Below are 22,944 nucleotides of genomic sequence, written 5' to 3' on the forward strand. Positions count from 1 at the left end.
AAGCCGAAGCCGTCCGCGAAGAAGCCGCCATCATCCTCGAAGAAGCCGGCGAAGAAGACGACCTGGTTGAACGCCTCGAAGAAGAGCACGAGCGCCTCGCATCCCTGCGCGAACGCGCCGATCAGGCTCGCCTCAAACTCGGCACCTTCGAAAGCGCCGCCCGCATGCGCGCGTCCCGCCTCGATCAGCTCGCCCGCGACCGCGCGGCCTGGCAGCGTCGTTTCGACAGCGCCGCCGCCCAGCTCGCAACGCTCGACCAACGTACCGCTGCCGTGCAAGCCCAGCTCGACGAGCTCGACGCCGCCCCCGAAGGCTTTGCCGATCGTCGCGCCCAGCTCGAAGACCAGATCGAAGACGCCTCGCTCGACCACCAGGAAGCGAGCGATCGTTTCAACGCCGCCCAGACCGCCTGGCGCGAGCACGAAAAATCCCTGCGCTCAACGGCCGACGCCCTTGCCGAAGTCCGCATTGACCTCACCCGCATCGAAGAGCGCCTGAAAGGCACCATGGCCCAGCGCCAGCAGATCGAGCGCCAGGTCGAAGAAAGCCTCGGCATTCCCGCCAGCCGCACCCTCGAAGTTTCGGGCATCCGCCCCGAAGAAGCCCTGCCGCCAGAAACCGCCACCGAGCAAAAACTCGAGCGCCTCAAATCCGAGCGCGAACGCTTGGGCGGGGTCAATCTCTCGGCCGAAAAGGAAGCCGAAGAGGTTCAGGAAAAGCTCGATACCATGGTCGCCGATCGCGACGACCTGATCGAAGCCATCGCCAAGCTGCGCGGCGGCATTGCCGCGCTCAACCGCGAAGGCCGCGCCCGCCTTTCCGAGGCCTTCGGCAAGGTGAACGCCTATTTCCAGGAACTCTTCACCACCCTTTTTGGCGGCGGGACGGCCGAACTGACCTTCGTCGAAAGCGACGACCCGCTCGAAGCAGGCCTTGAAATCATCGCGCGTCCCCCGGGCAAGAAGCCGCAGACCATGACCCTCCTCTCCGGCGGCGAACAGGCGCTCACCGCCATGAGCCTGATCTTTGCTGTCTTCCTCACCAATCCCGCGCCCATCTGCGTGCTCGACGAAGTCGACGCCCCGCTCGACGACGCGAACGTCGAGCGCTTCTGCAATCTCCTCGACTCCATGCGCCAGCGCACCAATACCCGTTTCATGGTCATCACCCACAATCCGATCACCATGAGCCGCGTCGACCGCCTCTTCGGCGTCACCATGGCCGAACGCGGCGTCTCGCAGCTCGTCTCGGTCGACCTGCAAACTGCCGAAAGTTTCCGCGAGGTCGTCTGAGGTTTTGACCCGGCAGGCCATTTGTATTACATGTAATACAAAGGAGACTTGCCATGGCAGACCTGTCCGGCCCGATCACCCTGCGCCTTCCCCAAGACATCCTCGATGACATCGAGAAGATCGCTTCAAGCTCCGAGCGCACCCGTAGCTGGGTCATCGTGCGCGCCCTCAAGCACTATCTCGCCCATGACGCGGAAGGCGGCATCTGCCTGTCGGTGCTCCGCGGGCGGGAAGAAGCCGCGGCAGGCGAAGGTGAAGATATGGACGATGTTATCGCCGAACTCGACGAGATCATCAGGAAAGGCAAAGCTGCCTGATGCGCGTCAAACTGTCGAAGGAGGCTCGGCAGGACATTGAGCGGCAGATCGCCTATCTCTCTGGCAAGACCGTTGCTGGCATAGTGACCTTCAGGGACGTCATCAAGCGCGCCCAGCGCTTGCTTTCCAACCAACCGCATGCCGGCCAATCCGATAGCCGAATTCCCATTCGCGGTGCCATGCGGATCATCATCGACGGTTGGCATTTCGACTATGATATCATCGAGGGCTCAGTCTGGGTTCAGCGCATCACCAGTTCCGTCAACACGCCTTCCCTCAAATACGATGATGACTTCGACTATGAAGAGCCCAGCCGGAAGGCGAATGACGGTCCAGACTAGGGTGTGACGATGAAACCCACCCCCAGGGAATCCCCTTCCCAGCCACGACTCCACCACAATTGAGCTGTGGACAGCATGCCGCACCCTTGGATTTCGTAAAAATCCATCAACAAATCAAAGACTTACCAGATCGTTACGCGCCTTGACACTATTTGGGGCCACCACTATGTTGCGCCCGACCTGAGAAGGCACCCGGACAAATCCGGGAAAAGGCAGGCCAAGGGGGAGTAAGCGGATGGAAAAACCGCCCAAAATCCAGGGCCAGTCTGAAAATGCCAGCGAGGCGACGCGCGATCTTGCATCGCGTATTGCTTCAGCCAAGCAGGAACGGCACCTTGAGGACAATAGATCCGCGGGGACCGATCCTGGGCAGATGAGCGGGATGGCGCGCGGCATGCGCATCGGTACCGAGTTCATCGCCGCAATTCTGGTGGGGACCGGTTTCGGCTACCTCATCGATCTTGGCCTGGGAACCAGCCCCTGGGGCTTGCTCATCATGTTCTTGGTGGGCTTTGCCGCTGGAATACTCAATGTCACCCGTGTGGTGGCGCAAATGAACGCCGCTTCGCCTCTCCCGCCCGCACAGGCCGGGGCAGACGAAACAGAAAAATGATGACGTTTAGAGGGCTCTATCTTGGCCGGTACTGATCCGATCCACCAGTTCGTCATCCAGGACATGTTCCCCATTCACCTTGGTGGTGATGGCACCGCAGGCAGTGGCCTGAATTTCTCCTTTACCAACTCTTCGCTGTTCATGGTGGCGACGGTCGCGGTTATCTCGCTGTACCTGATCCTGACCACGTCGGCGAAAAGCGTTGTTCCGGGCCGCGCGCAGCTCGTCAGCGAGCTGCTCTACGGGTTCGTCGCCAATATGGTGAAAAGTGCCGCGGGCACTGCGGGCATGAAGTTCTTCCCGCTGGTGTTCTCGCTCTTCACCTTCATCTTCGTGGCCAACATGTTCGGCATGGTGCCATATTTCTTCACCGTCACCAGCCACATCATCGTCACCTTCGCCCTGTCGATGCTGGTCTTCCTGACCGTCGTCATCTACGGCTTCGTCAAGAACGGTCCGAAGTTCCTCAAACTCTTCGTTCCCTCGGGCGTACCGGGCTATATCCTTCCCATCGTGGCGCCGATCGAGTTCATCTCCTTCATGAGCCGCCCGATTTCGCTCTCTGTGCGTCTGTTCGGCAATATTCTGGCCGGTCACATCACGCTCAAAGTCTTCACCGGCTTCATCGTCACCATGAGTTCGCTGGGTTTCCTCGGCATTCTCGGTTCGGCGCTGCCGCTGATCATGGCCATTGCTCTTACTGGCCTCGAATTTCTCGTCGGTGCAGTCCAGGCGTATGTCTTCGCCGTCCTGACCTGCATGTATCTCAACGACGCGATCCACCCGTCTCACTAACTACCAGTCACGGCGGGCTGTTCCGCCAGAACCCCCGCTAAAGTCGCTTGAAAGGACTACAAAAATGGAAGCTGAAGCCGCAAAGTTCATCGGTGCCGGCATTGCTTGTTTCGGTATGGCTGGCGCCGCCATCGGCGTGGCCAACATCTTCGGCAACTTCCTGTCGGGCGCCCTGCGCAACCCGTCTGCTGCCCCGAGCCAGTTCTCGAACCTGATCTTCGGCTTCGCCGTGACCGAAGCTCTGGGCATCTTCTCGTTCCTGGTTGCCCTGATCCTGCTGTTCGTCGCCTAATTCTGGCGCGACCGAATTATACGCAGCCGGGGCTATTCCCGGCTGCGCATTCTTGTCCGGCCACGGCCGGTTGACCGGATTTTACGGGACCTCACCTGATGGTAACGCAAGTTTACGCCCAGGAAGCGGCTGCACCGGCCGAAGAGCATGCGCAAGACGCCGCCCACGGCGCCACCGACACGCATGCCGATCCGACCGCTGACACCCATGCCACCACCGAAGCCCATGGTGGCGAGCACGATTCAGGCGTTTTCCCGCCCTTCGACCCCGCGACCTTCCCCAGCCAGTTGCTCTGGCTCGCCATCACCTTTGGCGCGCTCTATGTGCTGATGAGCAAGGTTGCCCTGCCGCGCATCGGCAGCATTCTTGAAAATCGCAAGAGCATTGTCGACGCAGACCTCGCTGCCGCCGATGCCTCCCGCCAGAAGACCGACGCCGCCATCGCCGCTTATGAATCGGCCCTGGCGAACGCCCGCTCCAAGGCCCAGGGCATTGCCAACGAGACCCGCGACAAGATCCAGGCCGACCTCGCTTCCAAGCGCAGTGCCGTCGAAGCCGATCTCAGCTCCAAGGTGGCGGAAGCCGAAACCCGCATCGCCGCCACCAAGCGCGATGCCCTGACCCATGTCGATGAAATCGCCACCGAAACGGCCCAGACCGTTGTCGGCCAGATCATCGGCGATGTGTCGGCCGACAGCGTCCGTGCTGCCGTCGCCAAGGCCAGCAAGGAGTAAGCGCAATGGAACTCGATAATTCCTTCTACGCCCTCGTTGCCCTCGTCATCTTCATCGCGATGGCTCTGTACTTCGGCATCCCGCGTATTGTGGGCAAGATGCTCGACGGCCAGATCCAGAAGATCGCCGACGAACTGGCCCAGGCCAAGAAGCTGCGCGAAGAAGCCGCTGCCCTGCTCGTTGAATACGAACAGAAGCGCGTCGCTGCCGAAGCCGAAGCCCAGGGTATCATCGCCGCCGCCCAGGACGAAGCCACGCGCCTCGCCGCTGAAGCCCAGGCTTCGCTCGCCGAGCTCGTGACCCGCCGCACCAAGGCCGTGGAAGACAAGATCGCCCAGGCCGAAGCCCAGGCCATCGGCGAAGTTCGCGCCCGCTCGGCCGACCTCGCCGTCGAAGCTGCCCGTCTCGTCCTCACCGACGAAATGAACAAGAAGGGCGGCCAGGTCGTCGACAAGGCCATCGCCGATGTCGCAGGCCGCCTGAACTAAGGTCTTTTGCACCTAGACTGAATTAAGAGGCGGACCTTCGGGTTCGCCTTTTTGTTTTGGCCCGGCTACCGAACTCCGCAATACCCAAACATCGCTACCCCCACCCTTAATCCCTCCCCACAAGGGGGAGGGAGACGACGGAACCGGGACGACTGAGGCTTGCGCCTCCCTCCCCCTTGTGGGGAGGGAATGAGGGTGGGGGTACGTCGCGCACCGAACTCGACATCAATTCGCAGCAGGGAGAACGCCTTCTGCGGAATTGACGCCACCACAATTTTTCCCCATGGTGCCCAGGACTGCGGGAGAGACTGGCCGAAAACGCCAGCGCCGAAGGAGCAACCGCCCCGGAAACTCTCAGGCAAAAGGACCGCAGTCAGGTCACAACTCTGGAAAGCAGGCTGCTTGCAGCCTCCCCGAAGGTAGCAACCGGCGCTCAGCCGGGAAATCTCTCAGGGCAAGGACAGAGGGGGCACGCATTCCCGCCGTTTGGCGGAGCCTTGTCGTGTCGCCTTGAACCAGAGAGTGCCCATGGCCGAAATGCCGACAGAAGACCTCAAGCACACCCCGCTTTACGAGCGCCACGTCACCGCTGGCGGCCGTATCGTCCCGTTCGGTGGCTATGCCCTGCCGGTGCAATATCCCACCGGCATCATGACCGAACACAAGTGGACGCGCGACAATGCCGGCCTCTTCGACGTCAGCCACATGGGCCCAAGCTTCCTGACGCTCAACACCCCCTCGGGTGATGCCGAAGCCGACCATGCCGCCATCGCCGCAATTATCGAACCGCTGATCTGCGGCGACATCGCCGGCCTGAAACCCGGCCAGATCCGCTACACCCTCCTCCTCAACGACAAAGGCGGCGCCCTCGACGACCTGATGGTCGCACGCTCCAAGACGCCGGGCACACTCTTCATCGTCGTCAATGCCGGCACCAAGGAAGGCGACTTCGCCCGCATCGCCGCTGCCGCCGGCGACAAGGCCACACTCAAGCGCGCCGACGACAATGCCCTCCTCGCCCTTCAGGGCCCGGAAGCCGTCAACGTCATGGCTGCCCTCGTCCCCCCCGCTGCCGATCTCGGCTTCATGCAGTTTGGCGAGTTCGACTGGAACGGCACGCCGGTGACGATTTCCCGCTCCGGCTATACCGGCGAAGACGGCTTTGAAATTCTCGCCCCCGCCCACATGTCCATCGCCCTCTGGGACGAACTGCTGGTCGATCCGCGCGTAAAACCCATCGGCCTCGGCGCCCGCGACAGTCTTCGCCTCGAAGCCGGCCTGCCGCTCTATGGCCACGATCTCGATGAGACCGTCTCCCCCATCGAAGCCGATCTCGGTTTTGCCGTGTCGAAACGCCGCCGCGAGGCCGCCGACTTCCCCGGCGCCCAGCGCATCCTCGCCGAGCGCGACGGCAAACTGACCCGCAAGCGCGTCGGCCTTCTCGTCGAAGGCGCTCCGGCCCGTGAAGGCGCCGAAATCCTCGATGCGTCCGGCAATGCCATCGGCACCGTCACCAGCGGCGGCTTTGCCCCCTCGCTCGGTAAGGCCATCGCCCTCGGCTTCGTGCCGCCCGAGCACACCGCCATCGGCACAAAACTCCAGGTTTCGGTCCGCGGCCGCTCACAGCCCGCCGAAGTCGTGCCGACACCTTTCGTACCCCATCGCTATTTCCGCAAAGCAGTCTGAGGCCCCAGCCATGACCACGAAATTCACGCCCGACCACGAATATATCCGCGTCGAGGGTTCGACCGGCATCGTCGGCATCACGCCCTATGCGCAGGAGCAGCTCGGCGACATCGTCTTCGTCGAACTCCCCGCCGTCGGCAAGGCACTCAAGAAGGGTGACGAAGCTGCCGTCGTCGAATCGGTAAAGGCCGCTTCCGAGATCTACGCACCGGTAACCGGAACCATCGTCGAAGTTAACAGTCTGCTAACCAATGAGCCCGGCCTCGTTAACACGGATTCCGAGGGCGCCGGCTGGATGTTCAAGATCGCCATCTCCGATGCAAGCGAACTCGACACCCTCCTCGATGCCGACGGCTATGCGGAACTGACCCTCTGACCATGCGCTATCTTCCCCATTCTGCCCATGAACGCGCCGACATGCTCGGCGTCATCGGCGCCGCTGATATCGACGCGCTGTTCTCCGCCGTTCCCAAATCGGCCCTGAAATCCTTCGACCTCGGCCTGCCGGCTCACCAGCCGGAATTCCTCGTCGAAGCCCACATGCGCGCCCTCGCCAACAAGAACCACGCAGCCGGCGACGGCCCGTTCTTCGTCGGCGCCGGCGCCTATCGGCACCACGTTCCGGCCACGGTCGACCATTTAATCCAGCGTTCCGAATGGCTTACGGCCTATACGCCCTACCAGCCGGAAATCTCGCAGGGCACCCTGCAGATGCTGTTCGAATTCCAGACCCAAGTCGCCAAGATCATGGGCATGGATGTCGCCAATGCCAGCCTCTATGACGGCTCCACCGGCACCGCCGAAGCCGTCCTGATGGCCCGCCGACTCACGCGAAAAAACAAGATCGTCCTCTCCGGTGGCCTCCACCCGCATTATCGCGATGTCGTAAAAGCCTATCTCAAGGACGATCCGGATCTCGTCTGTCTCTCCCCCTCCCCCGAGGGCCAGGGCGACATTCTCCAGCAGATCGACGGCAACACCGCCGCCATCGTCATCCAGACCCCCGATTTCTACGGCCACCTGCGCGATCTCAAATCCGCAGCCGAGGCCGCTCACGCCCAGGGCGCGCTGCTGATCGTCGTGGTCACCGAAGTCGTCTCTTTGGGCCTCCTTGAGGCTCCTGGGGCGCTTGGCGCCGATATCGTCGTGGCTGAGGGCCAGTCGATTGGCAATGCGCTCAATTTCGGCGGCCCCTATCTCGGCCTCATGGCGACGCGGAAGGAATTCATCCGCCAGATGCCGGGCCGTCTTTGCGGCGAAACCGTCGATGCCGATGGCAATCGCGGCTTTGTGCTGACGCTCTCGACCCGCGAGCAGCATATCCGCCGCGAAAAGGCGACGAGCAATATCTGCACCAATTCCGGCCTCTGCGCCCTCGCCTTCTCGATCCATATGGGTCTCCTCGGCGAAGCCGGTTTTGTCCGCCTCGCCCGCCTCAACCACTTCAACGCCGTCAAGCTGGCCGACGCCCTTGAAGGCGTTCCCGGCGTGACCGTGCTCAACAAGACCTTCTTCAACGAGATGACCATCCGCACGCCGCAGCCGGCCGCGGGTCTCGTCGAGCGCCTTGCTCGCCGTGGCATCCTGGCCGGCGTTCCCGCCAGCCGCCTGCTGCCCGATGACCGGAGCGTCGACAATCTCATTATCCTCGCGGCGACGGAACTGACCACCGACGCCGATATATCAGCCCTCGCGGCCGCCCTGACGGAGGAACTGGCATGAGCATGAATACGCAAGGCCGCCCCACCGGCGTGGGCACTGTCGGCACCGGCGCTTCTGGCTCGGCGCTCATCCCCGATGAGCCGCTGCTGTTCGAAATCGGCGACACCGAGCATTCCGGCGTCGACCTGCCCGACGTCACTTTCAACAGTGATCGCCTCGGCGGTTTCGGTCGCAAGACCAAGCTCGACCTTGCCGGCCTCACCGAGCCGGAAGCCATGCGCCACTATGTGCGCCTTTCCCGCATGAACCACTCCATCGACAGCGGCATGTATCCGCTCGGTTCCTGCACGATGAAGCACAATCCGCGCCTCAACGAGAAAATGGCTCGTTTGCCGGGCTTCTCGGACATCCACCCGCTGCAGCCGGTTTCCACCGTGCAGGGCGCGCTGGAAATGATGAACCAGCTCAGCCACTGGCTGATGACCCTCACCAATACCGCTGCCGTGGCCCTGTCACCAAAGGCCGGCGCGCATGGTGAACTCCTCGGCATGATGGCCATCAAGGCCGCGCAGGAAGCCAAGGGCGAAGCGCATCGCACCGTCGTCCTCGTGCCCGAAAGCGCCCACGGCACCAATCCGGCAACGGCTGCCTTCCTCGGCTACACGGTAAAGCCCGTACCGGCCAAAGATGACGGCACCGTCGACGTCGAAGCGGTCAAGGCCGCTCTCTCGCCCGACGTCGCTGCGATCATGCTGACCAATCCCAATACCTGCGGCCTTTTCGAGCCCCAGGTCATCGAGATTGCCAAGGCGGTGCACGATGCCGGCGCTTTCTTCTACTGCGATGGCGCCAATTTCAACGCCATCATGGGTGTTGTCCGTCCGGGCGATCTCGGCATCGACGCCATGCACATCAACCTGCACAAAACCTTCTCGACGCCGCATGGCGGCGGCGGTCCGGGTGCGGGTCCGGTCGTGCTTTCCGAAGCGCTGGCGCCCTTCGCGCCCGTCCCCTTCGTCCGCAAGGGCACCAATGGGCTGGAACTGGTCGAGCATATCGAGGACGCAGCCCTCGGCCGCGTGACGGCCTTCCACGGCCAGATGGGCATGTATGTCCGCGCGCTGACCTATATGCTCAGCCATGGCGGCGATGGTCTCGCCCAGGCCGCACAGGATGCGGTGTTGAACGCGAACTATATCAAGGCTCGCCTCGAACACATCTTCTCGGTGCCTTTCCCCGACTATCCGACCATGCACGAAGCGCTCTTCGACGACAGCTTCCTCAAGGAAACAGGCGTCTCGACGCTCGATTTCGCCAAGGCGCTGATCGACGAGGGTTTCCATCCCATGACCATGTATTTCCCGCTGGTCGTTCATGGCGCCATGCTGATCGAACCGACCGAAAGCGAAAGCAAGCAGACGCTCGATCGCTTCTGCGATGTCATGGCCGAACTCGCCAATGATGCAATCGCCGGCAACAAGGACCGCTTCACCTCGGCCCCGACCAAGGCCCCCCGCCGCCGTCTCGACGAGACCCGCGCGGCCCGTCAGCCAGTGCTGAAGTGGGAAAAGCCGGCGGACCTGCCGCAGACAGCCGAATAAGAAAAAAGGCGGCCGAGAGGCCGCCCTTTTCAATTCCAGAACGGCAAAACCTTAGCCGCGGGTATCAAAACCCACCCAGATGGTGATGCTCTCGCCACCGAGATACGGAATGGCGACATTTTCCACTACCTTGACGAACTCGGCCGACTGGGCCGGCGGCGTCAGCGCCACGGGAATGGTGTATTTTTCCGAGAACACGGCCTGGCCATCGCGCTCGACCGCGAAGCGGATCGGGGCATTGACCGAAGACTGGTTGCCGGCGGGCCCGAGCAGCACGCGGCCGGAAGCGCCCATATTGACGGTGATGAGGCCGTTCGAGACGACGCAATTGCGCGTCACTTCATCAATGACACCCTGATATTGCAGCGCCTTCGGGTCGCCGGTGCGACCGCCGCCATAATAATACATGGCCTCGCCGCCGACGCGCACCTTGATCGGCGGACATTCGGTGGCGATAGCCGGAAGTGCATTGGTCTGTGCCTGCGCCACGGCCTGCGGCGTCGCCGTCGCGTTCTGCAGGTTGGCGCTGGAGCTCGCTCCGCCGCCGAACATGCTGCCCATGGAGCAGCCGGCAAGGGCGACGCTGAGGCCGGCCATTGCAAAGAGTCGGGTAAAGCTCGGCTTGGTCATGGTTTTCTCCCGCCTCATCATGCTTGGGCCGTTTCTAGCGCCATCAGGATGGCAGGGGCACCACTGGCGTTGACGCCGGGGGCGTCCTCCACAAAAATATCGCTCACCGCGCCGTTCCGCACGATCATGGCAGCGCGCGCATAGCGCGTACCCATGCCGCTGGCGGAAAAATCCTTGGCCAGGCCCAGCGCCTTGGCGAGGTCGGCATTGCCATCTGCGATGAATTCGACATCGCCCAGCGCATTCGACGCCTCGGCCCAGGCCTTCATGACGTGAGCATCATTGGCGGCAGCGCAGATGATGCGATCGACACCCTTGGCCCTGAGCTTGACGGCATTGGCCAGAAAGCCCGGCAGATGGTTGACGTGACAGGTGGGCGTAAAGGCGCCCGGAACGGAGAACAGCACCACAGTACCCGAGCCGAGGACGGCATCACTGGTGGTTTCGGCGACGCCGGACGCATTCACCAGCTTGATCCCAACCGAAGGGATCGCATTGCCACGCTCAATCATAAGAGGATTTGCCCCATGCCCATTGGCGACCTGAGATCGCCATACTCCAAAACGCTATCCCGCGATAGGCGGCTTGGCCGCACGTTACAAGCCCAAAGGGCCTGCCGGGGATTAATTGCTCGTCGGACCAGCACCGATGGTTCGCGAAAGCTCGAACGCTCCCATACCGGTCATGAACGACACCTGAACGTCCTCGCCTTCGAGGTCACTATTCTCGGTTTTCGTCAGAATGGGAAGCAGGACTAGGCCGTCTTGCGGGCTTTTTTGCGGCACACCGAAGAGCGGCGTCCCCGTTTCGGTGGCCACGATCAGCGTCGAGATATCGACGGTATCGTCATCGAGCCAGACGGCAAGCGTCTTGTCGGCGGCGCGATATTCTATTTTGCCGATGGGTTCTGCGCCCTCGCCCCAGGCGATGGGCGCTTCGGACAGCGCCTGCTTGATCCGCAGCGCATTCGGCCGATCAGGCTCGGCATCGGTCAGCGGCAGGGTAAAATTGGCCTGGGCCGGCAGGCAGATGTCGGAACAGATGCCGAGCATGGCCGAAACCATAACATTGCCACCGGGATCATCGGCGCTGACCGCGATGGGCAGCAGCGTATTGCCGAAATAGGCATAGTCGACATAGCCCGAACTCGTATCGAGCTGAGGATGCGGCCACACGATTTCGGCCGTCTTGACCCCGCTTGAATCCGAAAAATCCAGTTCCGCCGGAAAGCCGGTTTCGCCGGGGACACGCCAATAGGTTTTCGTATTGTCCGGCATCTCGATTTCGAGGCCGAAGAGGGTCGCCCCATCGGGCTTGACGAGGCCGGAACTGACGAGCCGCAGCTTTACCCCGGGCACGACTTCCTGCCATTCCGTTTCCCCGGCCAGCGGAGCGGAAACAAGCAGCAACGAAGCGAGTGTGGCGAGGGCAAGATTACGCATGGGCAAGGCATTAACGCAGGAGAGGATGAAGGAATAGCTGACGCCAGTTCAGGCCTTCGTGATGGCTTCTGGTTTACCTCGCGGCCCGCAAGCGCTTGGCAGTGTCGTCCCCAGGGCCTAAAATCAGAGCCATGAACACACTTGAAGGACAGTTTCTGGTGGCCATGCCGGGCATGGAGGACGAGCGCTTCGCTGAAAGCGTCATCCTGCTCGTTGGCCATGGCGACGAAGGCGCCATGGGTCTCGTGGTCAATCAGGAACTCGCCAATCTCACCTTTGCCGATATTCTCGACGAACTCGACCTCGGCGACCCCGATGCCGTTATCCGTCTGCCCGATCGCATTCGCGACCGCACGGTGCTGCGCGGGGGACCGGTGGAAAAAAGCCGCGGCTTTGTTCTCCATACGGCGGACTATCACAGCGGCAATACCTACAAGGTCACCGAGGAAATCGGGCTGACGGCAACCCTCGACGTGCTCAAGGCCATGGCCTTCGGCCCCGCGCCCAAGGCCTCGCTCTTTGCGCTTGGCTGCTGCGGCTGGAGCCCCGGCCAGCTCGAGCGCGAGATCGCCGAAAACGGCTGGCTCACCGTGCCGTTCAATCGCGCTCTGCTGTTCGACGTGCCGGTGGAGCAGCGCTACGAAAAGGCGCTCGAAAGCCTCCACATCACCCGCGCCACGCTGAGTTCGGACGCCGGGCACGCTTAGGCGGCCACTGCTTTCTTCACCTCTCCCTTGGGGGAGAGGTCGACGCGAAGCGGCGGGTGAGGGGGCCTCCGGCAAGCTCATAGCAAGAGAAGGCCCCCTCACCCGGCTTGCTACGCAATCCGACCTCTCCCCCAAGGGAGAGGTGAAGAGCGCTTATCGCCCGAGCTGCGCCAGGATTTTCTTCGCCATTTCTGGCCCTGTCATTGCCGTGCCGAAGGCAAAGCCCTGGGCGTAGCGGCAATTGAGCTGGCGCAGGCGTTCGATTTCGTCGAGCGTTTCAACGCCTTCCGCCACGACCATCAGATCCAAATCTTCGGCAAGGCCGACGATGGCGCGGATGATCGGCGTCTGCGTGTGTGGGATGCCGGTCTCGGTCCCCATCTTCACGAAGGCGGCGGGAATCTTGATCGTGTCGAAGGGGAAGCGGTGCAGATAGCTCAGCGACGAGCTGCCGGTACCGAAATCATCGAGCGCCAGGCCAAGCCCGAGGCTGCGCAGGGCTTCGAGCATATAGGCGGAATGCTCGGGATTGCTCATCACCTGACCCTCGGTGATTTCAAGCTTCAGGTGCCCGGCCAGCGTCTTGTCCTGCGACACGAGATTGCGCATGTCGTTGAGCAGGGTTTCGGTCGCCAATTGGGTGGGCGAGAGATTGACTGAGATGAAAAAATCCTCGGGCAGGCCGATGGCCGTCATCCAGTCCTTGGCCTGGGCCGCGGCCTGTTCGAAGGCGAGGCGGCCGAGCTTGTCGATCTGGCCCGAACGCTCGGCCAGCGGCACGAATTCATCGGGATTGACTACGCCGCGCGTTGGGTGGTTCCAGCGCATCAGCGCTTCCGCGCCGACAATCTGGCCCGAAGTGATGTTCATCACCGGCTGATATTGCACATGCAGCTCGCCCTGGCGCATGCCGCGCTCGAGGTCTTCCTCGCTGGCACGATTATAATTGGCAATCGAACGAGCCGAAGCGCGATAGGCTTCGATGCGGTCGCCGCCAAGGCGCTTGGCGTAATACATGGCCAGCTCGGCGTCGCGCAGCACGTCGCCGGCTTCAGCCGGATTGCCGTCATAGATGGTGACGCCGATGGAAGCGGAAATGGTGAGATCACGGTCGCCGAAATTGAACGGGGCCTTCAGCGCCTTGCGGATCTGCTCCGCACTTTCGGCGATCTTGCCCGCGGTCTGCTCCGAGGCAAGGATCACGGCGAATTGGTCGCCCGAAATGCGCGCCACGGTGTCGAGCGGTCGCATGACGCGGGCGATGCGGCGCGAAATGGCGAGCAGCACCGAATCCGCCGCCGAATGACCTATGCGCTCTTCGAGCTCCATGAACCGGTCGATGTCGATGAGGAAGACGGCAGGCTTGACACCGCCAGGCTGGCGAGCGCGCACCAAAGCGCGGCTCAGCCGGTCGAGCAGCAATTGGCGGTTGGGCAGGCCGGTCAGGCTATCGTGCACGGCATCGTGCAGCAGGCGCTCACGGGCGGCCCGATCCTCGGTAACGTCCTGCAGGGTACCAACGATACGATTGACCTGACCATCGCCACCCAGCACCGGTTTCACGCGCATGCGGAAGGTGCGGTAATTGCCGTCATGGCCGGCAATGCGCATATCGGCCGAAACCTTGCCCCGGCGCAGTTCCACCAGCGTATCGAAGGCCGTGCGGAAGCGGTCGCGGTCGTCGGGATGGACACGATCGAGCCAGCGCTTGATAGCGCCGCGCAGGGCGCCGCGCTTCTCGCCGAGGCGGGTGGAAAGCTCGTCGCCAACGCTGACGCGGTCGCGATCGATATTCCAATCGAAGACGAAATCGCCCGAGCCAGTCAACGCCAGTGCCCGGCGCTCGACTTCGCTTAGGGTGCCGATGGTCACCTGCCCTTCCGAGAAGGCGTGTTGCACCGCGGTAAAGCCGAGCAGCATGACGACGAGCACAAGGCCGCCGCCGACGGCTGGCTGGGCCACGTCATTGGAAACCTGACCGGAAATCACCAACCAGGAATAGAACAGCCAGGCGATGAAGATGATCCAGGTCGGCACCAGCAGCACGGCACGGTCATAACCGCGCAGCGCCAGCAACAGGATCAGGAAGAAGCCCGAAAGCCCAAGCAACGCCAACACCAGGCGAGAAATGGTCGCGGCGATTTCGGGCTGGAAGAATGCAAAGCCGAAGAGCGCGAGGAACAGCGCCGAAAGCCCCAGCGCCAGATGGATGAAGCGCAGGTGCCAGCGATGAAGGTTCAAATAGATGAAGAGGAACCCCGCCAGCGTCGTGGCTATACCCGCCTCCGCCGCAGCGCGCAGCGGCTGCAACCCGCCGGCCGAGAGACCGAACAGACGGCCCAAAATGCCGAAATCGATGAGGAGATAGGCGAGCACCGCCCAGGCAAAGGCGGCCGTCGCGGGAAACACCCCGCGGCCCTTCACCACGAACATAATGGTGAGGAACACCGCCGCCAGCGAAGCCACACCCAGAACCACGCCGCGGAAGAGCGTGAAGGAGTTGACATAGTCGCGATAGGCGTTGGGTTGCCAGAGATAGAGTTCGGGTAACGAACCCGAGGAAAGCTCGGCGATCAGCGTCACCGTCGCGCCGGGGTCGAGCGTCACTTCAAAAACGTCGGCTTCCGGATCGGTCAGCTTGACCGGCCTGATGCCGGCGCTCGGCGTCACTGCCGTAATGCGCGCATCGCCAAGATCGGGCTGGAACACGCCGGAGCCCGGCAGGCGGTAAAAGGGCGCGACGAGCAGGCGTTCGATCTGCTGGTCGGAATCATTGCGCAGGGCAAAGAGCGCAAAGGAAGGATTGGTCCCCTGCTCGCTGGCCAACACCTCGATGCGGCGGATGATGCCGTCGGCGTCGGGCGCCGTCGAGAGTTGCACGCGGCCATCGGTGCCCGGCACGATCTCGATGACATCGGACAGATTGACCGCATTCACGTCCTCGGGGACGGAAATGACTTCGAACGCCTGGGCGGGCTGCAAAAAAGCGAGCGCAAGCAAGATTGCGAGAGCAAAAAAGGGACGCATCAAGAGCAGCTAATTCCCACACAAGGCTTCATTGTGGCGGCAGTCAGCCTGTTCAAAAGCCAGGCGGACAAGCCAAAAGTCGTTGGCAACCTCCGAAGGGGCGCACTCTTGGTAAGGGAGATTGACGCTTGCGGCAAGTCGGCCGACGCAGGCCGGTGTGGAATCGTGCCGCAAGCAAAACCCTTTCAGGCCACCCGATTGTGCCGGCCAAGGCGCAAACTGTCCCAGCGCTCGCGCGTCAGGCCCATGAGCACATGGTCTTCCCAGCGCCCATCGATCTGCAGATAGCGCTCGGCAAAACCTTCTTCGATGAAGCCATTTTTTTCGAGCACACGGCGCGAAGCCATGTTGTGCGGCAGAAAGGCGGCATGGGCACGGTGCAGGTCCAGGGTCTCGAAAATGAAGCGCAGCACCATTTCCACAGCCTCTGTCATCAGCCCCTGCCCGGCATAGGGCTGGCCCATCCAATAGCCGAGATTGACGAATTGCGCGGCCCGGCGGCGGATATTGGAGAGCGTAATGCCGCCCACCAGCGTTTCCGTCCCGTCATTGAGGAACACGAAGAAGGTATAGTCCGTACCCTGTTCAGCCTCCTGCCGGGCGCGGCGGACGCGCATGGAGAAGACGCGACGCCCCAGATCCGCCTCGGTCCAGCGCGGTTCGAAGGGTTTCAGAAATTCATGGCTCTGGCGGCGCAGTTGATACCAGGCGGGGTAATCACGCATCTGCGGCAGGCGCAAGGAGATGCGGCGCCCGCGCAGGTGGATCAACTGTTCTGGCGACGACCAGGGCCAGAGCATGGTTTAGCGCTGCAGCGTCTCGCCGATGCTTTCGACATCGGCCAGCCGGCTGATCGGGCCGATACCGGCCAGGGTCGGCTTGGAATTGGCGAAAATCTGCTCGGCAACATCACGCACGCGCTGCGCGGTGATGCGGTTGATGCGCTCCACCGTCTCGGCCATGGGAATGGGACGGCCCCAGAGAATCTGCTGGCGCGCCAATTGGCCGGCGCGAGCCGAGGGGCTTTCGAGCGACATCAGGAGCCCAGCGCGAATCTGGTTGCGCACGCGGGTCACTTCTTCGTCAGTAATGGTATCGGCGGCGCGCAAAAGCTCGTCGAGCACCACTGGCACGAGTTCGGAAACCTCGTCCTCGCCCGTCGCCGCGGCAACACCGAAGACGCCGCTATCGGCAAAAGCCCAGTGGAAGGCATAGACCGAATAGCAGAGGCCGCGCTTTTCGCGCACTTCCTGGAAGAGCCGCGAGCTCATGCCGCCGCCCAGCACCGAAGCCAGCACCTGCGCAGCATAAAAGCCGTCGGAATTATAAGCGCGCCCCTCAAAGCCGAGGACAATATGGGCCTGCTCATGATCCGAGACCAGCCGCTCCTGACCGCCCTGATACTCAGCCCGCTGGGGTGCCGGAGCCCCGCTCGGGGCAAGATCGGCAAAGCGTTCCCGCGCAACCTGAACCAGGCCATCGTGATCGACATTACCGGCCGCGGCCATGACCATGTGGTCGCCCACGTAGTTTCGGCGCATGTATTTGCCCACCATTTCAGGCGAGAAGGCGCGAACCGAATCAACAGTACCCAGAATAGTGCGGCCAATAGGCTGGGTCGGGTAAGCGGCCTGCTGAAAGAGATCGAAGACGTGGTCGTCGGGATTGTCCCGCGCCGCGCCGATCTCCTGCACAATGACCTGCTTTTCGCGCGTCATCTCGCCTTCGTCGAAGGTCGAATTCTGCAGGATGTCGGAGAGAATGTCGGCTGCAAGAACCACGTCGTCCTTGAGCACGCGGGCAAAGTAGCCGGTATGCTCGATAGAGGTCGCCGCGTTGAGATCGCCGCCGACATTTTCGATGGCTTCGGCGATTTCCAGCGCCGTGCGCGTCTTGGTGCCCTTGAAGGCCATGTGCTCGAGAAGGTGGGAAATGCCGTGCTCGGCCTTGCGCTCGGACCGCGCACCGGCCTTTACCCAGACGCCGATGGAGGCACTCTCCAGATGCGGCATGTCATCGGTCAGCACCACCATGCCGTTCTCGAGAGTCGTCGTTTGTACCGTCACACTCGTCCTCCTGAACCGGCGGCGGGGTGTTGTTTCCCCTGTCCGCCCAGGCCCTTTGTCGTCTTCAGGCCGCGCGGGTGCGCGACCCGATGAAGTTTTCCAGGACGCGCTGGTCATTGGCCAACACGTTGACCCGTTCGGGCCGCTGGTAGAGATCGCCGAGCCAGCTCGGCAAAGCCGGCTCGATCCCGGACGCCGCCTTAACGGCAGAAGGGAATTTTGCAGGATGCGCCGTCGCCAGCGTAATCATAGGCTCGGGCCCACGCGAGAGATTGCGCGCGACGCTGACGCCGACCGCCGTATGCGGATCGAGCAGATAAGCCGACTTGGCCCAGGTCTCGGCAATGGTTGAACTCGTCGCCTCCTCGCCCGAGGTGCCGGCGGCAAATTCGGCGCGAATGGCCGCGATGGAATTTTCCGGCAGGTCGAAGCCGCGCGACTGCTTCAGCGCAGCCATCATGCGGGATACGGCAGCCGCATCGCGACCGGCGCTTTCGAACAGCAGGCGCTCGAAATTGGAAGAAATCTGGATATCCATCGACGGGCTGATGGTCGGCGCCACGCCGGTCATTTCATAGCGGCCGGTATCGAGCGTACGGCGCAGGATATCGTTGGCATTGGTGGCGATGACAAGCTTCTCGATCGGCAGGCCCATGCGCTTGGCGCAATAGCCGGCAAAGATGTCACCAAAGTTGCCAGTCGGAACGGTGAAGCTGACCTTGCGGTGCGGCGCGCCGAGCGACACCGCGGCGACGAAATAATAGACGATCTGGGCAACGATACGGCCCCAGTTGATCGAATTGACGCCGGAAAGACGCACGGAATCGCGGAAGGCATGATTGTTGAACATGGCCTTCACCGCGTCCTGGCAATCGTCGAACGTGCCTTCGAGCGCGATGTTGTGGACATTGGCATCGAGCACCGTCGTCATCTGCCGGCGCTGCACTTCCGAGGTGCGCCCGAGCGGGTGCAGGATAAAGATGTCCGTGGTGTCGCGGCCGCGGAAAGCCTCGATGGCCGCCGAACCGGTATCGCCCGAGGTCGCGCCGACAATCGTCGCACGCAGGCCACGTTCGGTGAGCACATGGTCCATGATGCGGCTCAGGAACTGCATCGCCACGTCCTTGAAGGCGAGCGTCGGGCCATGAAAAAGTTCGAGCACGAAGTGATTGCTCTCGATCTCGACGAGCGGGGTCACCGAAGGATGGCGAAAGCTCTGATAGGCGCCGTCGATGATGGCGCGCAGCTTGGCAGCCGGGATTTCGTCGCCGGTGAAGCGCGAAATAACAGCATAGGCGACGTCGGCATAGGCCTTGCCGGCAAAGGCGGCGATTTCGTCGGGGCTGAGCTCGGGCCAGACTTGCGGAACATAGAGGCCGCCATCGGAGGCCAAGCCCGCGAGGACCGCATCGGAGAAGCCAAGCGCTGGCGCCTGGCCGCGCGTCGAAACAAACTGCATCGGAGGGGAAGGCCCTTCTAGAATTGTTGCAACCTAGTGAATGCGGCGGCTGACCGCAAGGTTTTGCCTCGGCGTGGCGTCAGGGACCGCCTGCCGGTCGTCTTGCCTGCCGGGTGAGCCAGAAGCCGAGCATGACCACGGCGACCACGGCAAAGCCGTACCAGGTCAGCGCGTAGCCGAAGTGATTATTGGGAAAGCTCACCACCGTCTCACCCGCTTGGGGTAGCTCGCCGGCAGGGCCGGCCGGCAGATCGACATAGAAGGGCGCGATCGGCGCGAGGGCCGGATCGGTCATCTTTGCGAGACGCGCGGGATCGCGAACCCACTCGATCCGGTTGGACATATCGGCTTCCGGGGTCATGAAACCGGGCGCTTCCGGCGTGCGCAATACGCCTGATATCGTCACCATGCCGGGGTCTTCGCCATGGAGATCGCCAAGTGCGGCGGTCTCCTGATATTGCTGCGGCACGAAGCCACGATTGACGAAAACGGTGCCGCCGCCCTGCAGTTCGAACGGGGTCATCACCCAATAGCCCGGCCCCGAGTATTGCCCCTTCGGATCGGAAAGACTGGTGAAGACGGTCGCGGTCTGGGTGTAACGATAAGCACCGGTCAGTTCGACAGGCTGATAGACGAGATCCTCGGTCTGGAGCGTGCCCCAGCTTTCCGGCGTCGGAACAGGGATCGGCGCTGCGCCGAGGCGCGCATCGACGGCAGCGATCAACGCTTCCTTCTCGGCAAGCCGCTGCATCTGCCAGGAGCCAAGAAACACGCATACCGCCGCCAGCGCCAGCATGAGGACGGCAAAAATCCAGTCGCTGATGCGAAGACGCGCAAAAGGGTTCATTGGTGTCCCTCATGGGCGTCGTGGCGATATTGGAGATTGACCAGCACGCCCTTGAAGGGCGGCAGCAGCGCCAGGGACAGCAGCAGCGTCGTCGGGATCCAGAGAACCAGATGCATCCAGGGCGGAATGGACACCAGGGCCCCGGTGATGAGGGCCAGCAAGATGACCAGCGGCGCAACGAGAAAGATGACGAAAACCGCCGGGCCATCGCCGCTATCGGCGAATTTGAGATCGAGCCCGCATGTCTCGCAAGAGGGCGCGAGCCTGAGATAGCCGGAAAACAGCTTTCCTTTGCCGCAACGCGGGCAGCGGCAAAGGAGGCCGGTGAGAACGGGGTTGGGCTGGCTCATGGAATTCCGCGGAAACGAAAGGGGGCGCAGCCAAGCCGCGCCCCCGTGATTTTGCCCTCAGACATTAATGCGTGGCCACACCCCAGCTACCCCAGACATAGATCGAGGCAAAGAGGAAGAGCCAGACCACGTCGACGAAGTGCCAGTACCAGGCGGCAAATTCGAAGCCCAGGTGACGCTGCGGGGTGAAATCACCGCGCTCGGCACGGATCAGGCAGACCAGGAGGAAGATGGTACCGATGATGACGTGGAAGCCATGGAAGCCCGTCGCCATGAAGAAGGTGGCACCATAGAGGTTGCCCGAGAACGAGAAGCCGGCATGGGTGTATTCGAGGAACTGCACGTAGGAGAACAGCACGCCGAGCGCCACGGTCAGCGCCAGACCCCAGCGCAGGCCCTGGCGATCGTTTTCGAGGAGCGCATGGTGCGCCCAGGTCACGGTCGTGCCCGAGGTAAGCAGGATCAGGGTGTTGAACAGCGGCAGGTGGAACGGGTCGAAAAGCTCGATGCCGGCCGGGGGCCAGTGACCGCCGGTAAAGGCGACGCGAGCATACTGTTCGACGTCGTCGAAGCGGAAGAAGCCGTCGAAATAGGCCCAGAACCAGGCGACGAAGAACATCACTTCCGAGGCGATGAACAGGATCATGCCGTAGCGGTGGTGCATCTGCACGACCGGGGTGTGGCTGACGCCGTCATTGGCTTCCTTCACCACGTCCGCCCACCAGGCGTAGAAGGTGTAGATCACGCCGGCAAGGCCGATGAAGAACAGCCAGGGGGTCCACTGCTTCATGAAGAAGACGGCGCCCACCATCATCACGAGCACCGCGGCCGACATTACAAACGGCCAGGGTGACGGCTCTACCATGTGGTAGTCATGGTTCTTTTCAATGGCGGCCATGTTCAGCTTCCCTCATTGTCTGAAGCGTAGAATGTGTAAGAGAGCGTAATCTCTTTGATTGTTTTCAGCTCGTGGTTCTCGTCGATATCGGGATCGACGAAGAACACGATCGGCATTTCCACCGTTTCGCCCGGCTGCAAGGTCTGCTCGGTAAAGCAGAAGCACTCGATCTTGTTGAAATAGACGCCGGCCTTTTCGGGCACGACGTTGAAGATCGCCTGCCCGGTGAGCGGCTTGTCGGTATTGTTGGTCGCGATGTAGTTGACCGTATCGACCCGACCGATCTGGTCGGTGATCGAGGCGGCCGGCTTCACGGTCCAGTCGAGGGCGTGATCGACATTGACGTCGAACCGCACCTTCATCTCGCGGGCGATGACGCCCTTCGGATTGGCCTCGGCAATCTGCGTGGTGCCGCCAAAGCCGGTCACCTGGCAGAAGAGTTGGTAGAGCGGCACGGACGCGAAAGCCAGACCCACCATACCGGCTGCAACGCCCATCAGCGTCAGGCCGAGCCGGCGATTACGCTTCTCAGCCTTGGCATTGGTTTCAACCGCGAGCGTCATCAGAGCCCCCGATCGAACAAAGCCGGGCCCATCTTGACGATGGTCAGCACGTAAAAGGTCAGCGCAAAGAGCGCGAGGGCCCCAGCCAGCGCGATGGAGCGGCGGCGGCGAACGCGCTTCAGCGTTTCGGCGGCCTTGGCTTCGGCAGTCATTGTCTCAAGCGCCTGATTGTTATCGGTCATGACCAGAACCCTCCGAGGCGCGCAATGAAGCTGTCGGTAAGAAGGCCGAGGAACAGCACGAAGAGATAGCTCAGCGAATAGGTGAAGAGGCGACGCGCGGCCTTGCGCATGTCGACATTGGTCGGCGCGCGCAGGAGGCGCACGGCAAGATAGACGAAGCTGATGCCGGTAATGGCGGCGACGGCGCCGTAAATCCAGCCACCGGTGCCGAGATAGACCGGCAGGAAGGCCGAGACAGCGAGAATGACCGAATAGACGAAAATCTGGCGCTTGGTGGAGGCTTCGCCGGCAACGTTGGGCATCATCGGAATGCCGGCCGCGGCATAGTCGCCCTGCTTATAGAGCGCCAGCGCCCAGAAATGCGGCGGGGTCCAGAGGAAGACGATGAGGAAGAGCGCGAGGCTTTCCCAGGTGATCGTCCCCGTCACGGCGGCCCAGCCGATCATGGTGGGGAAAGCGCCAGCTGCGCCACCAATGACGATGTTCTGCGGCGTCGAGCGCTTGAGCCAGATCGTGTAGATCACGGCATAGAAGAAGATTGTGAAAGCAAGCAGCCCGCCAGCCACCCAATTGGTGGCAAGGCCGAGCAGGGCCACCGAAAAGCCGGAGAGGATCAGGCCGAAGCTCAGCGCCTCACCCGATGTAATCCGACCAGCCGGAATGGGCCGGTTCTGGGTGCGGCTCATGATGGCGTCGATATCGGCATCGTACCACATGTTGAGCGCGCCCGAGGCGCCGCCGCCAATGGCGATGCAGACAATAGCGATAAGGCCAATGACCGGATTGATGCCACCGGGGGCAACCAGCATGCCGACAAGCGCGGTGAACACCACCAGCGACATCACACGGGGTTTCAGAAGCGCGAGGTAGTCTTCCACCCGCGCCTCGCCTGCCAGAGCAGGCATCCCCTTGCTGTCGTCGATATAGGCCACTGGATTTTTCCTTCTTGCGC

At 62.3% G+C, this 22,944-nt stretch carries 26 protein-coding genes and 1 riboswitch; of the genes, 13 read left to right on the top strand and 13 right to left on the bottom strand.

The genetic code is table 11. The features are described 5' to 3' along the window. The 12 genes from JP75_RS24010 to gcvPB all read left to right on the top strand — a co-directional run. Nucleotides 1-1,292 (top strand): coiled-coil domain-containing protein (locus JP75_RS24010; protein ID WP_035087593.1); only part of this gene is annotated, 1,292 nt, incomplete at its 5' end. 53 nt (nt 1,293-1,345) lie between these two features. Then, complete coding sequence (locus JP75_RS24015) at nt 1,346-1,609, top strand: CopG family ribbon-helix-helix protein (RefSeq protein ID WP_035087595.1); 264 nt, start codon at nt 1,346-1,348, stop codon at nt 1,607-1,609. Next, nucleotides 1,609-1,950: a type II toxin-antitoxin system RelE/ParE family toxin gene (locus JP75_RS24020; protein ID WP_035087597.1), complete on the top strand. Its 342-nt coding sequence runs from the start codon at nt 1,609-1,611 to the stop codon at nt 1,948-1,950. The genes JP75_RS24015 and JP75_RS24020 overlap by 1 nt, the downstream gene beginning before the upstream one ends. A gap of 235 nt (nt 1,951-2,185) precedes the next feature. Next, entirely contained in the window at nt 2,186-2,563 is a 378-nt protein-coding gene (locus tag JP75_RS25635) for an AtpZ/AtpI family protein (RefSeq protein ID WP_051961325.1), read from the top strand. A 21-nt stretch (nt 2,564-2,584) separates the two neighbouring features. Continuing rightward, complete coding sequence (locus JP75_RS24030) at nt 2,585-3,358, top strand: F0F1 ATP synthase subunit A (RefSeq protein WP_035087598.1); 774 nt, start codon at nt 2,585-2,587, stop codon at nt 3,356-3,358. 64 nt (nt 3,359-3,422) lie between these two features. Then, the gene (locus tag JP75_RS24035; protein WP_035087599.1) at nt 3,423-3,650 is read left to right on the top strand and encodes a F0F1 ATP synthase subunit C; all 228 of its coding nucleotides are present in this window, start codon (nt 3,423-3,425) and stop codon (nt 3,648-3,650) included. 95 nt (nt 3,651-3,745) lie between these two features. Further along, nucleotides 3,746-4,384, top strand: coding sequence for a F0F1 ATP synthase subunit B (locus tag JP75_RS24040; protein WP_425277305.1), 639 nt, complete (start codon nt 3,746-3,748; stop codon nt 4,382-4,384). 5 nt (nt 4,385-4,389) lie between these two features. Next, the gene (locus JP75_RS24045; RefSeq protein ID WP_035087601.1) at nt 4,390-4,872 is read left to right on the top strand and encodes a F0F1 ATP synthase subunit B family protein; all 483 of its coding nucleotides are present in this window, start codon (nt 4,390-4,392) and stop codon (nt 4,870-4,872) included. A gap of 289 nt (nt 4,873-5,161) precedes the next feature. Beyond that, a riboswitch (glycine riboswitch) is annotated at nt 5,162-5,252 on the top strand. A gap of 148 nt (nt 5,253-5,400) precedes the next feature. Then, entirely contained in the window at nt 5,401-6,558 is a 1,158-nt protein-coding gene (gcvT, locus tag JP75_RS24050; protein WP_035087602.1) for a glycine cleavage system aminomethyltransferase GcvT, read from the top strand. Between the two features lie 10 nt (nt 6,559-6,568). Beyond that, nucleotides 6,569-6,934, top strand: a complete 366-nt coding sequence (gene gcvH / locus JP75_RS24055; protein WP_035087604.1) for a glycine cleavage system protein GcvH — start codon at nt 6,569-6,571, stop codon at nt 6,932-6,934. A 2-nt stretch (nt 6,935-6,936) separates the two neighbouring features. Continuing rightward, entirely contained in the window at nt 6,937-8,280 is a 1,344-nt protein-coding gene (gene gcvPA / locus JP75_RS24060) for an aminomethyl-transferring glycine dehydrogenase subunit GcvPA (protein ID WP_035087606.1), read from the top strand. Further along, the gene (gene gcvPB, locus JP75_RS24065; RefSeq protein ID WP_035087607.1) at nt 8,277-9,821 is read left to right on the top strand and encodes an aminomethyl-transferring glycine dehydrogenase subunit GcvPB; all 1,545 of its coding nucleotides are present in this window, start codon (nt 8,277-8,279) and stop codon (nt 9,819-9,821) included. The genes gcvPA and gcvPB overlap by 4 nt, the downstream gene beginning before the upstream one ends. A 51-nt stretch (nt 9,822-9,872) precedes the next feature. On the opposite strand, the gene JP75_RS24070 is transcribed toward gcvPB, so the two are convergent. The 3 genes from JP75_RS24070 to JP75_RS25640 all read right to left on the bottom strand — a co-directional run bounded on the left by JP75_RS24070 (nt 9,873) and on the right by JP75_RS25640 (nt 11,893). Next, on the bottom strand, nt 9,873-10,451 hold the full coding sequence (locus JP75_RS24070; protein WP_035087609.1) for a hypothetical protein: 579 nt from the start codon (nt 10,449-10,451) through the stop codon (nt 9,873-9,875). Between the two features lie 17 nt (nt 10,452-10,468). Next, nucleotides 10,469-10,963 (bottom strand): peroxiredoxin, encoded by a 495-nt coding sequence (locus tag JP75_RS24075; RefSeq protein WP_035087611.1) that lies wholly within the window; start codon nt 10,961-10,963, stop codon nt 10,469-10,471. A 111-nt stretch (nt 10,964-11,074) separates the two neighbouring features. Continuing rightward, complete coding sequence (locus JP75_RS25640; RefSeq protein ID WP_051961327.1) at nt 11,075-11,893, bottom strand: protein-disulfide reductase DsbD domain-containing protein; 819 nt, start codon at nt 11,891-11,893, stop codon at nt 11,075-11,077. Nucleotides 11,894-12,024: 131 nt separating this feature from the next. Between JP75_RS25640 and JP75_RS24085 the strand changes: the two genes are divergently transcribed. After that, nucleotides 12,025-12,600 (top strand): YqgE/AlgH family protein, encoded by a 576-nt coding sequence (locus tag JP75_RS24085; protein ID WP_051961329.1) that lies wholly within the window; start codon nt 12,025-12,027, stop codon nt 12,598-12,600. A 153-nt stretch (nt 12,601-12,753) separates the two neighbouring features. Here JP75_RS24085 and JP75_RS24090 read toward each other — a convergent pair whose 3' ends face one another. From JP75_RS24090 to JP75_RS24135, 10 genes are all read right to left on the bottom strand, one after another. After that, nucleotides 12,754-15,627, bottom strand: coding sequence for an EAL domain-containing protein (locus JP75_RS24090; RefSeq protein WP_035087612.1), 2,874 nt, complete (start codon nt 15,625-15,627; stop codon nt 12,754-12,756). 185 nt (nt 15,628-15,812) lie between these two features. Beyond that, the gene (locus JP75_RS24095) at nt 15,813-16,427 is read right to left on the bottom strand and encodes a GNAT family N-acetyltransferase (RefSeq protein WP_051961331.1); all 615 of its coding nucleotides are present in this window, start codon (nt 16,425-16,427) and stop codon (nt 15,813-15,815) included. Nucleotides 16,428-16,430: 3 nt separating this feature from the next. Next, nucleotides 16,431-17,693 carry a M16 family metallopeptidase gene (locus JP75_RS24100; RefSeq protein WP_035087614.1) on the bottom strand — a complete coding sequence of 421 codons (1,263 nt, stop codon included), beginning with the start codon at nt 17,691-17,693 and terminating at the stop codon, nt 16,431-16,433. Between the two features lie 64 nt (nt 17,694-17,757). After that, nucleotides 17,758-19,152, bottom strand: a complete 1,395-nt coding sequence (gene thrC / locus JP75_RS24105; protein WP_035087616.1) for a threonine synthase — start codon at nt 19,150-19,152, stop codon at nt 17,758-17,760. Between the two features lie 79 nt (nt 19,153-19,231). Next, a complete protein-coding gene (locus tag JP75_RS24110; protein ID WP_051961333.1) occupies nt 19,232-19,999 on the bottom strand; it encodes an SURF1 family protein in 768 nt (255 codons plus the stop codon). Continuing rightward, nucleotides 19,996-20,349 carry a DUF983 domain-containing protein gene (locus JP75_RS24115; RefSeq protein ID WP_035087618.1) on the bottom strand — a complete coding sequence of 118 codons (354 nt, stop codon included), beginning with the start codon at nt 20,347-20,349 and terminating at the stop codon, nt 19,996-19,998. The genes JP75_RS24110 and JP75_RS24115 overlap by 4 nt, the downstream gene beginning before the upstream one ends. Nucleotides 20,350-20,413: 64 nt before the next feature. Beyond that, on the bottom strand, nt 20,414-21,247 hold the full coding sequence (locus tag JP75_RS24120) for a cytochrome c oxidase subunit 3 (RefSeq protein ID WP_035087620.1): 834 nt from the start codon (nt 21,245-21,247) through the stop codon (nt 20,414-20,416). Nucleotides 21,248-21,249: 2 nt separating this feature from the next. Beyond that, nucleotides 21,250-21,810: a cytochrome c oxidase assembly protein gene (locus tag JP75_RS24125; RefSeq protein ID WP_035087622.1), complete on the bottom strand. Its 561-nt coding sequence runs from the start codon at nt 21,808-21,810 to the stop codon at nt 21,250-21,252. Next, complete coding sequence (locus JP75_RS24130; RefSeq protein ID WP_035087624.1) at nt 21,810-21,992, bottom strand: hypothetical protein; 183 nt, start codon at nt 21,990-21,992, stop codon at nt 21,810-21,812. Before JP75_RS24130 ends, JP75_RS24125 begins: the two co-directional genes overlap by 1 nt. After that, entirely contained in the window at nt 21,989-22,897 is a 909-nt protein-coding gene (locus JP75_RS24135; RefSeq protein WP_051961339.1) for a heme o synthase, read from the bottom strand. The genes JP75_RS24130 and JP75_RS24135 overlap by 4 nt, the downstream gene beginning before the upstream one ends. Between the last annotated feature and the right edge of the window lie 47 nt (nt 22,898-22,944).

This window comes from Devosia riboflavina, from assembly GCF_000743575.1.
GTDB lineage: Bacteria > Pseudomonadota > Alphaproteobacteria > Rhizobiales > Devosiaceae > Devosia > Devosia riboflavina.

Bases quoted from the DNA above. Each gene is read 5' to 3' on its own strand.
- JP75_RS24015 (WP_035087595.1), top strand. From the start codon at position 1,346: ATGGCAGACCTGTCCGGCCCGATCACCCTGCGCCTTCCCCAAGACATC.
- JP75_RS24020 (WP_035087597.1), top strand. From the start codon at position 1,609: ATGCGCGTCAAACTGTCGAAGGAGGCTCGGCAGGACATTGAGCGGCAG.
- JP75_RS25635 (WP_051961325.1), top strand. From the start codon at position 2,186: ATGGAAAAACCGCCCAAAATCCAGGGCCAGTCTGAAAATGCCAGCGAG.
- JP75_RS24035 (WP_035087599.1), top strand. From the start codon at position 3,423: ATGGAAGCTGAAGCCGCAAAGTTCATCGGTGCCGGCATTGCTTGTTTC.
- JP75_RS24045 (WP_035087601.1), top strand. From the start codon at position 4,390: ATGGAACTCGATAATTCCTTCTACGCCCTCGTTGCCCTCGTCATCTTC.
- gcvT (WP_035087602.1), top strand. From the start codon at position 5,401: ATGGCCGAAATGCCGACAGAAGACCTCAAGCACACCCCGCTTTACGAG.
- gcvH (WP_035087604.1), top strand. From the start codon at position 6,569: ATGACCACGAAATTCACGCCCGACCACGAATATATCCGCGTCGAGGGT.
- gcvPA (WP_035087606.1), top strand. From the start codon at position 6,937: ATGCGCTATCTTCCCCATTCTGCCCATGAACGCGCCGACATGCTCGGC.
- gcvPB (WP_035087607.1), top strand. From the start codon at position 8,277: ATGAGCATGAATACGCAAGGCCGCCCCACCGGCGTGGGCACTGTCGGC.
- JP75_RS24070 (WP_035087609.1), bottom strand. From the start codon at position 10,451: ATGACCAAGCCGAGCTTTACCCGACTCTTTGCAATGGCCGGCCTCAGC.
- JP75_RS24075 (WP_035087611.1), bottom strand. From the start codon at position 10,963: ATGATTGAGCGTGGCAATGCGATCCCTTCGGTTGGGATCAAGCTGGTG.
- JP75_RS25640 (WP_051961327.1), bottom strand. From the start codon at position 11,893: ATGCGTAATCTTGCCCTCGCCACACTCGCTTCGTTGCTGCTTGTTTCC.
- JP75_RS24085 (WP_051961329.1), top strand. From the start codon at position 12,025: ATGAACACACTTGAAGGACAGTTTCTGGTGGCCATGCCGGGCATGGAG.
- JP75_RS24090 (WP_035087612.1), bottom strand. From the start codon at position 15,627: ATGCGTCCCTTTTTTGCTCTCGCAATCTTGCTTGCGCTCGCTTTTTTG.
- JP75_RS24095 (WP_051961331.1), bottom strand. From the start codon at position 16,427: ATGCTCTGGCCCTGGTCGTCGCCAGAACAGTTGATCCACCTGCGCGGG.
- thrC (WP_035087616.1), bottom strand. From the start codon at position 19,152: ATGCAGTTTGTTTCGACGCGCGGCCAGGCGCCAGCGCTTGGCTTCTCC.
- JP75_RS24110 (WP_051961333.1), bottom strand. From the start codon at position 19,999: ATGAACCCTTTTGCGCGTCTTCGCATCAGCGACTGGATTTTTGCCGTC.
- JP75_RS24115 (WP_035087618.1), bottom strand. From the start codon at position 20,349: ATGAGCCAGCCCAACCCCGTTCTCACCGGCCTCCTTTGCCGCTGCCCG.
- JP75_RS24120 (WP_035087620.1), bottom strand. From the start codon at position 21,247: ATGGCCGCCATTGAAAAGAACCATGACTACCACATGGTAGAGCCGTCA.
- JP75_RS24125 (WP_035087622.1), bottom strand. From the start codon at position 21,810: ATGACGCTCGCGGTTGAAACCAATGCCAAGGCTGAGAAGCGTAATCGC.
- JP75_RS24130 (WP_035087624.1), bottom strand. From the start codon at position 21,992: ATGACCGATAACAATCAGGCGCTTGAGACAATGACTGCCGAAGCCAAG.
- JP75_RS24135 (WP_051961339.1), bottom strand. From the start codon at position 22,897: ATGCCTGCTCTGGCAGGCGAGGCGCGGGTGGAAGACTACCTCGCGCTT.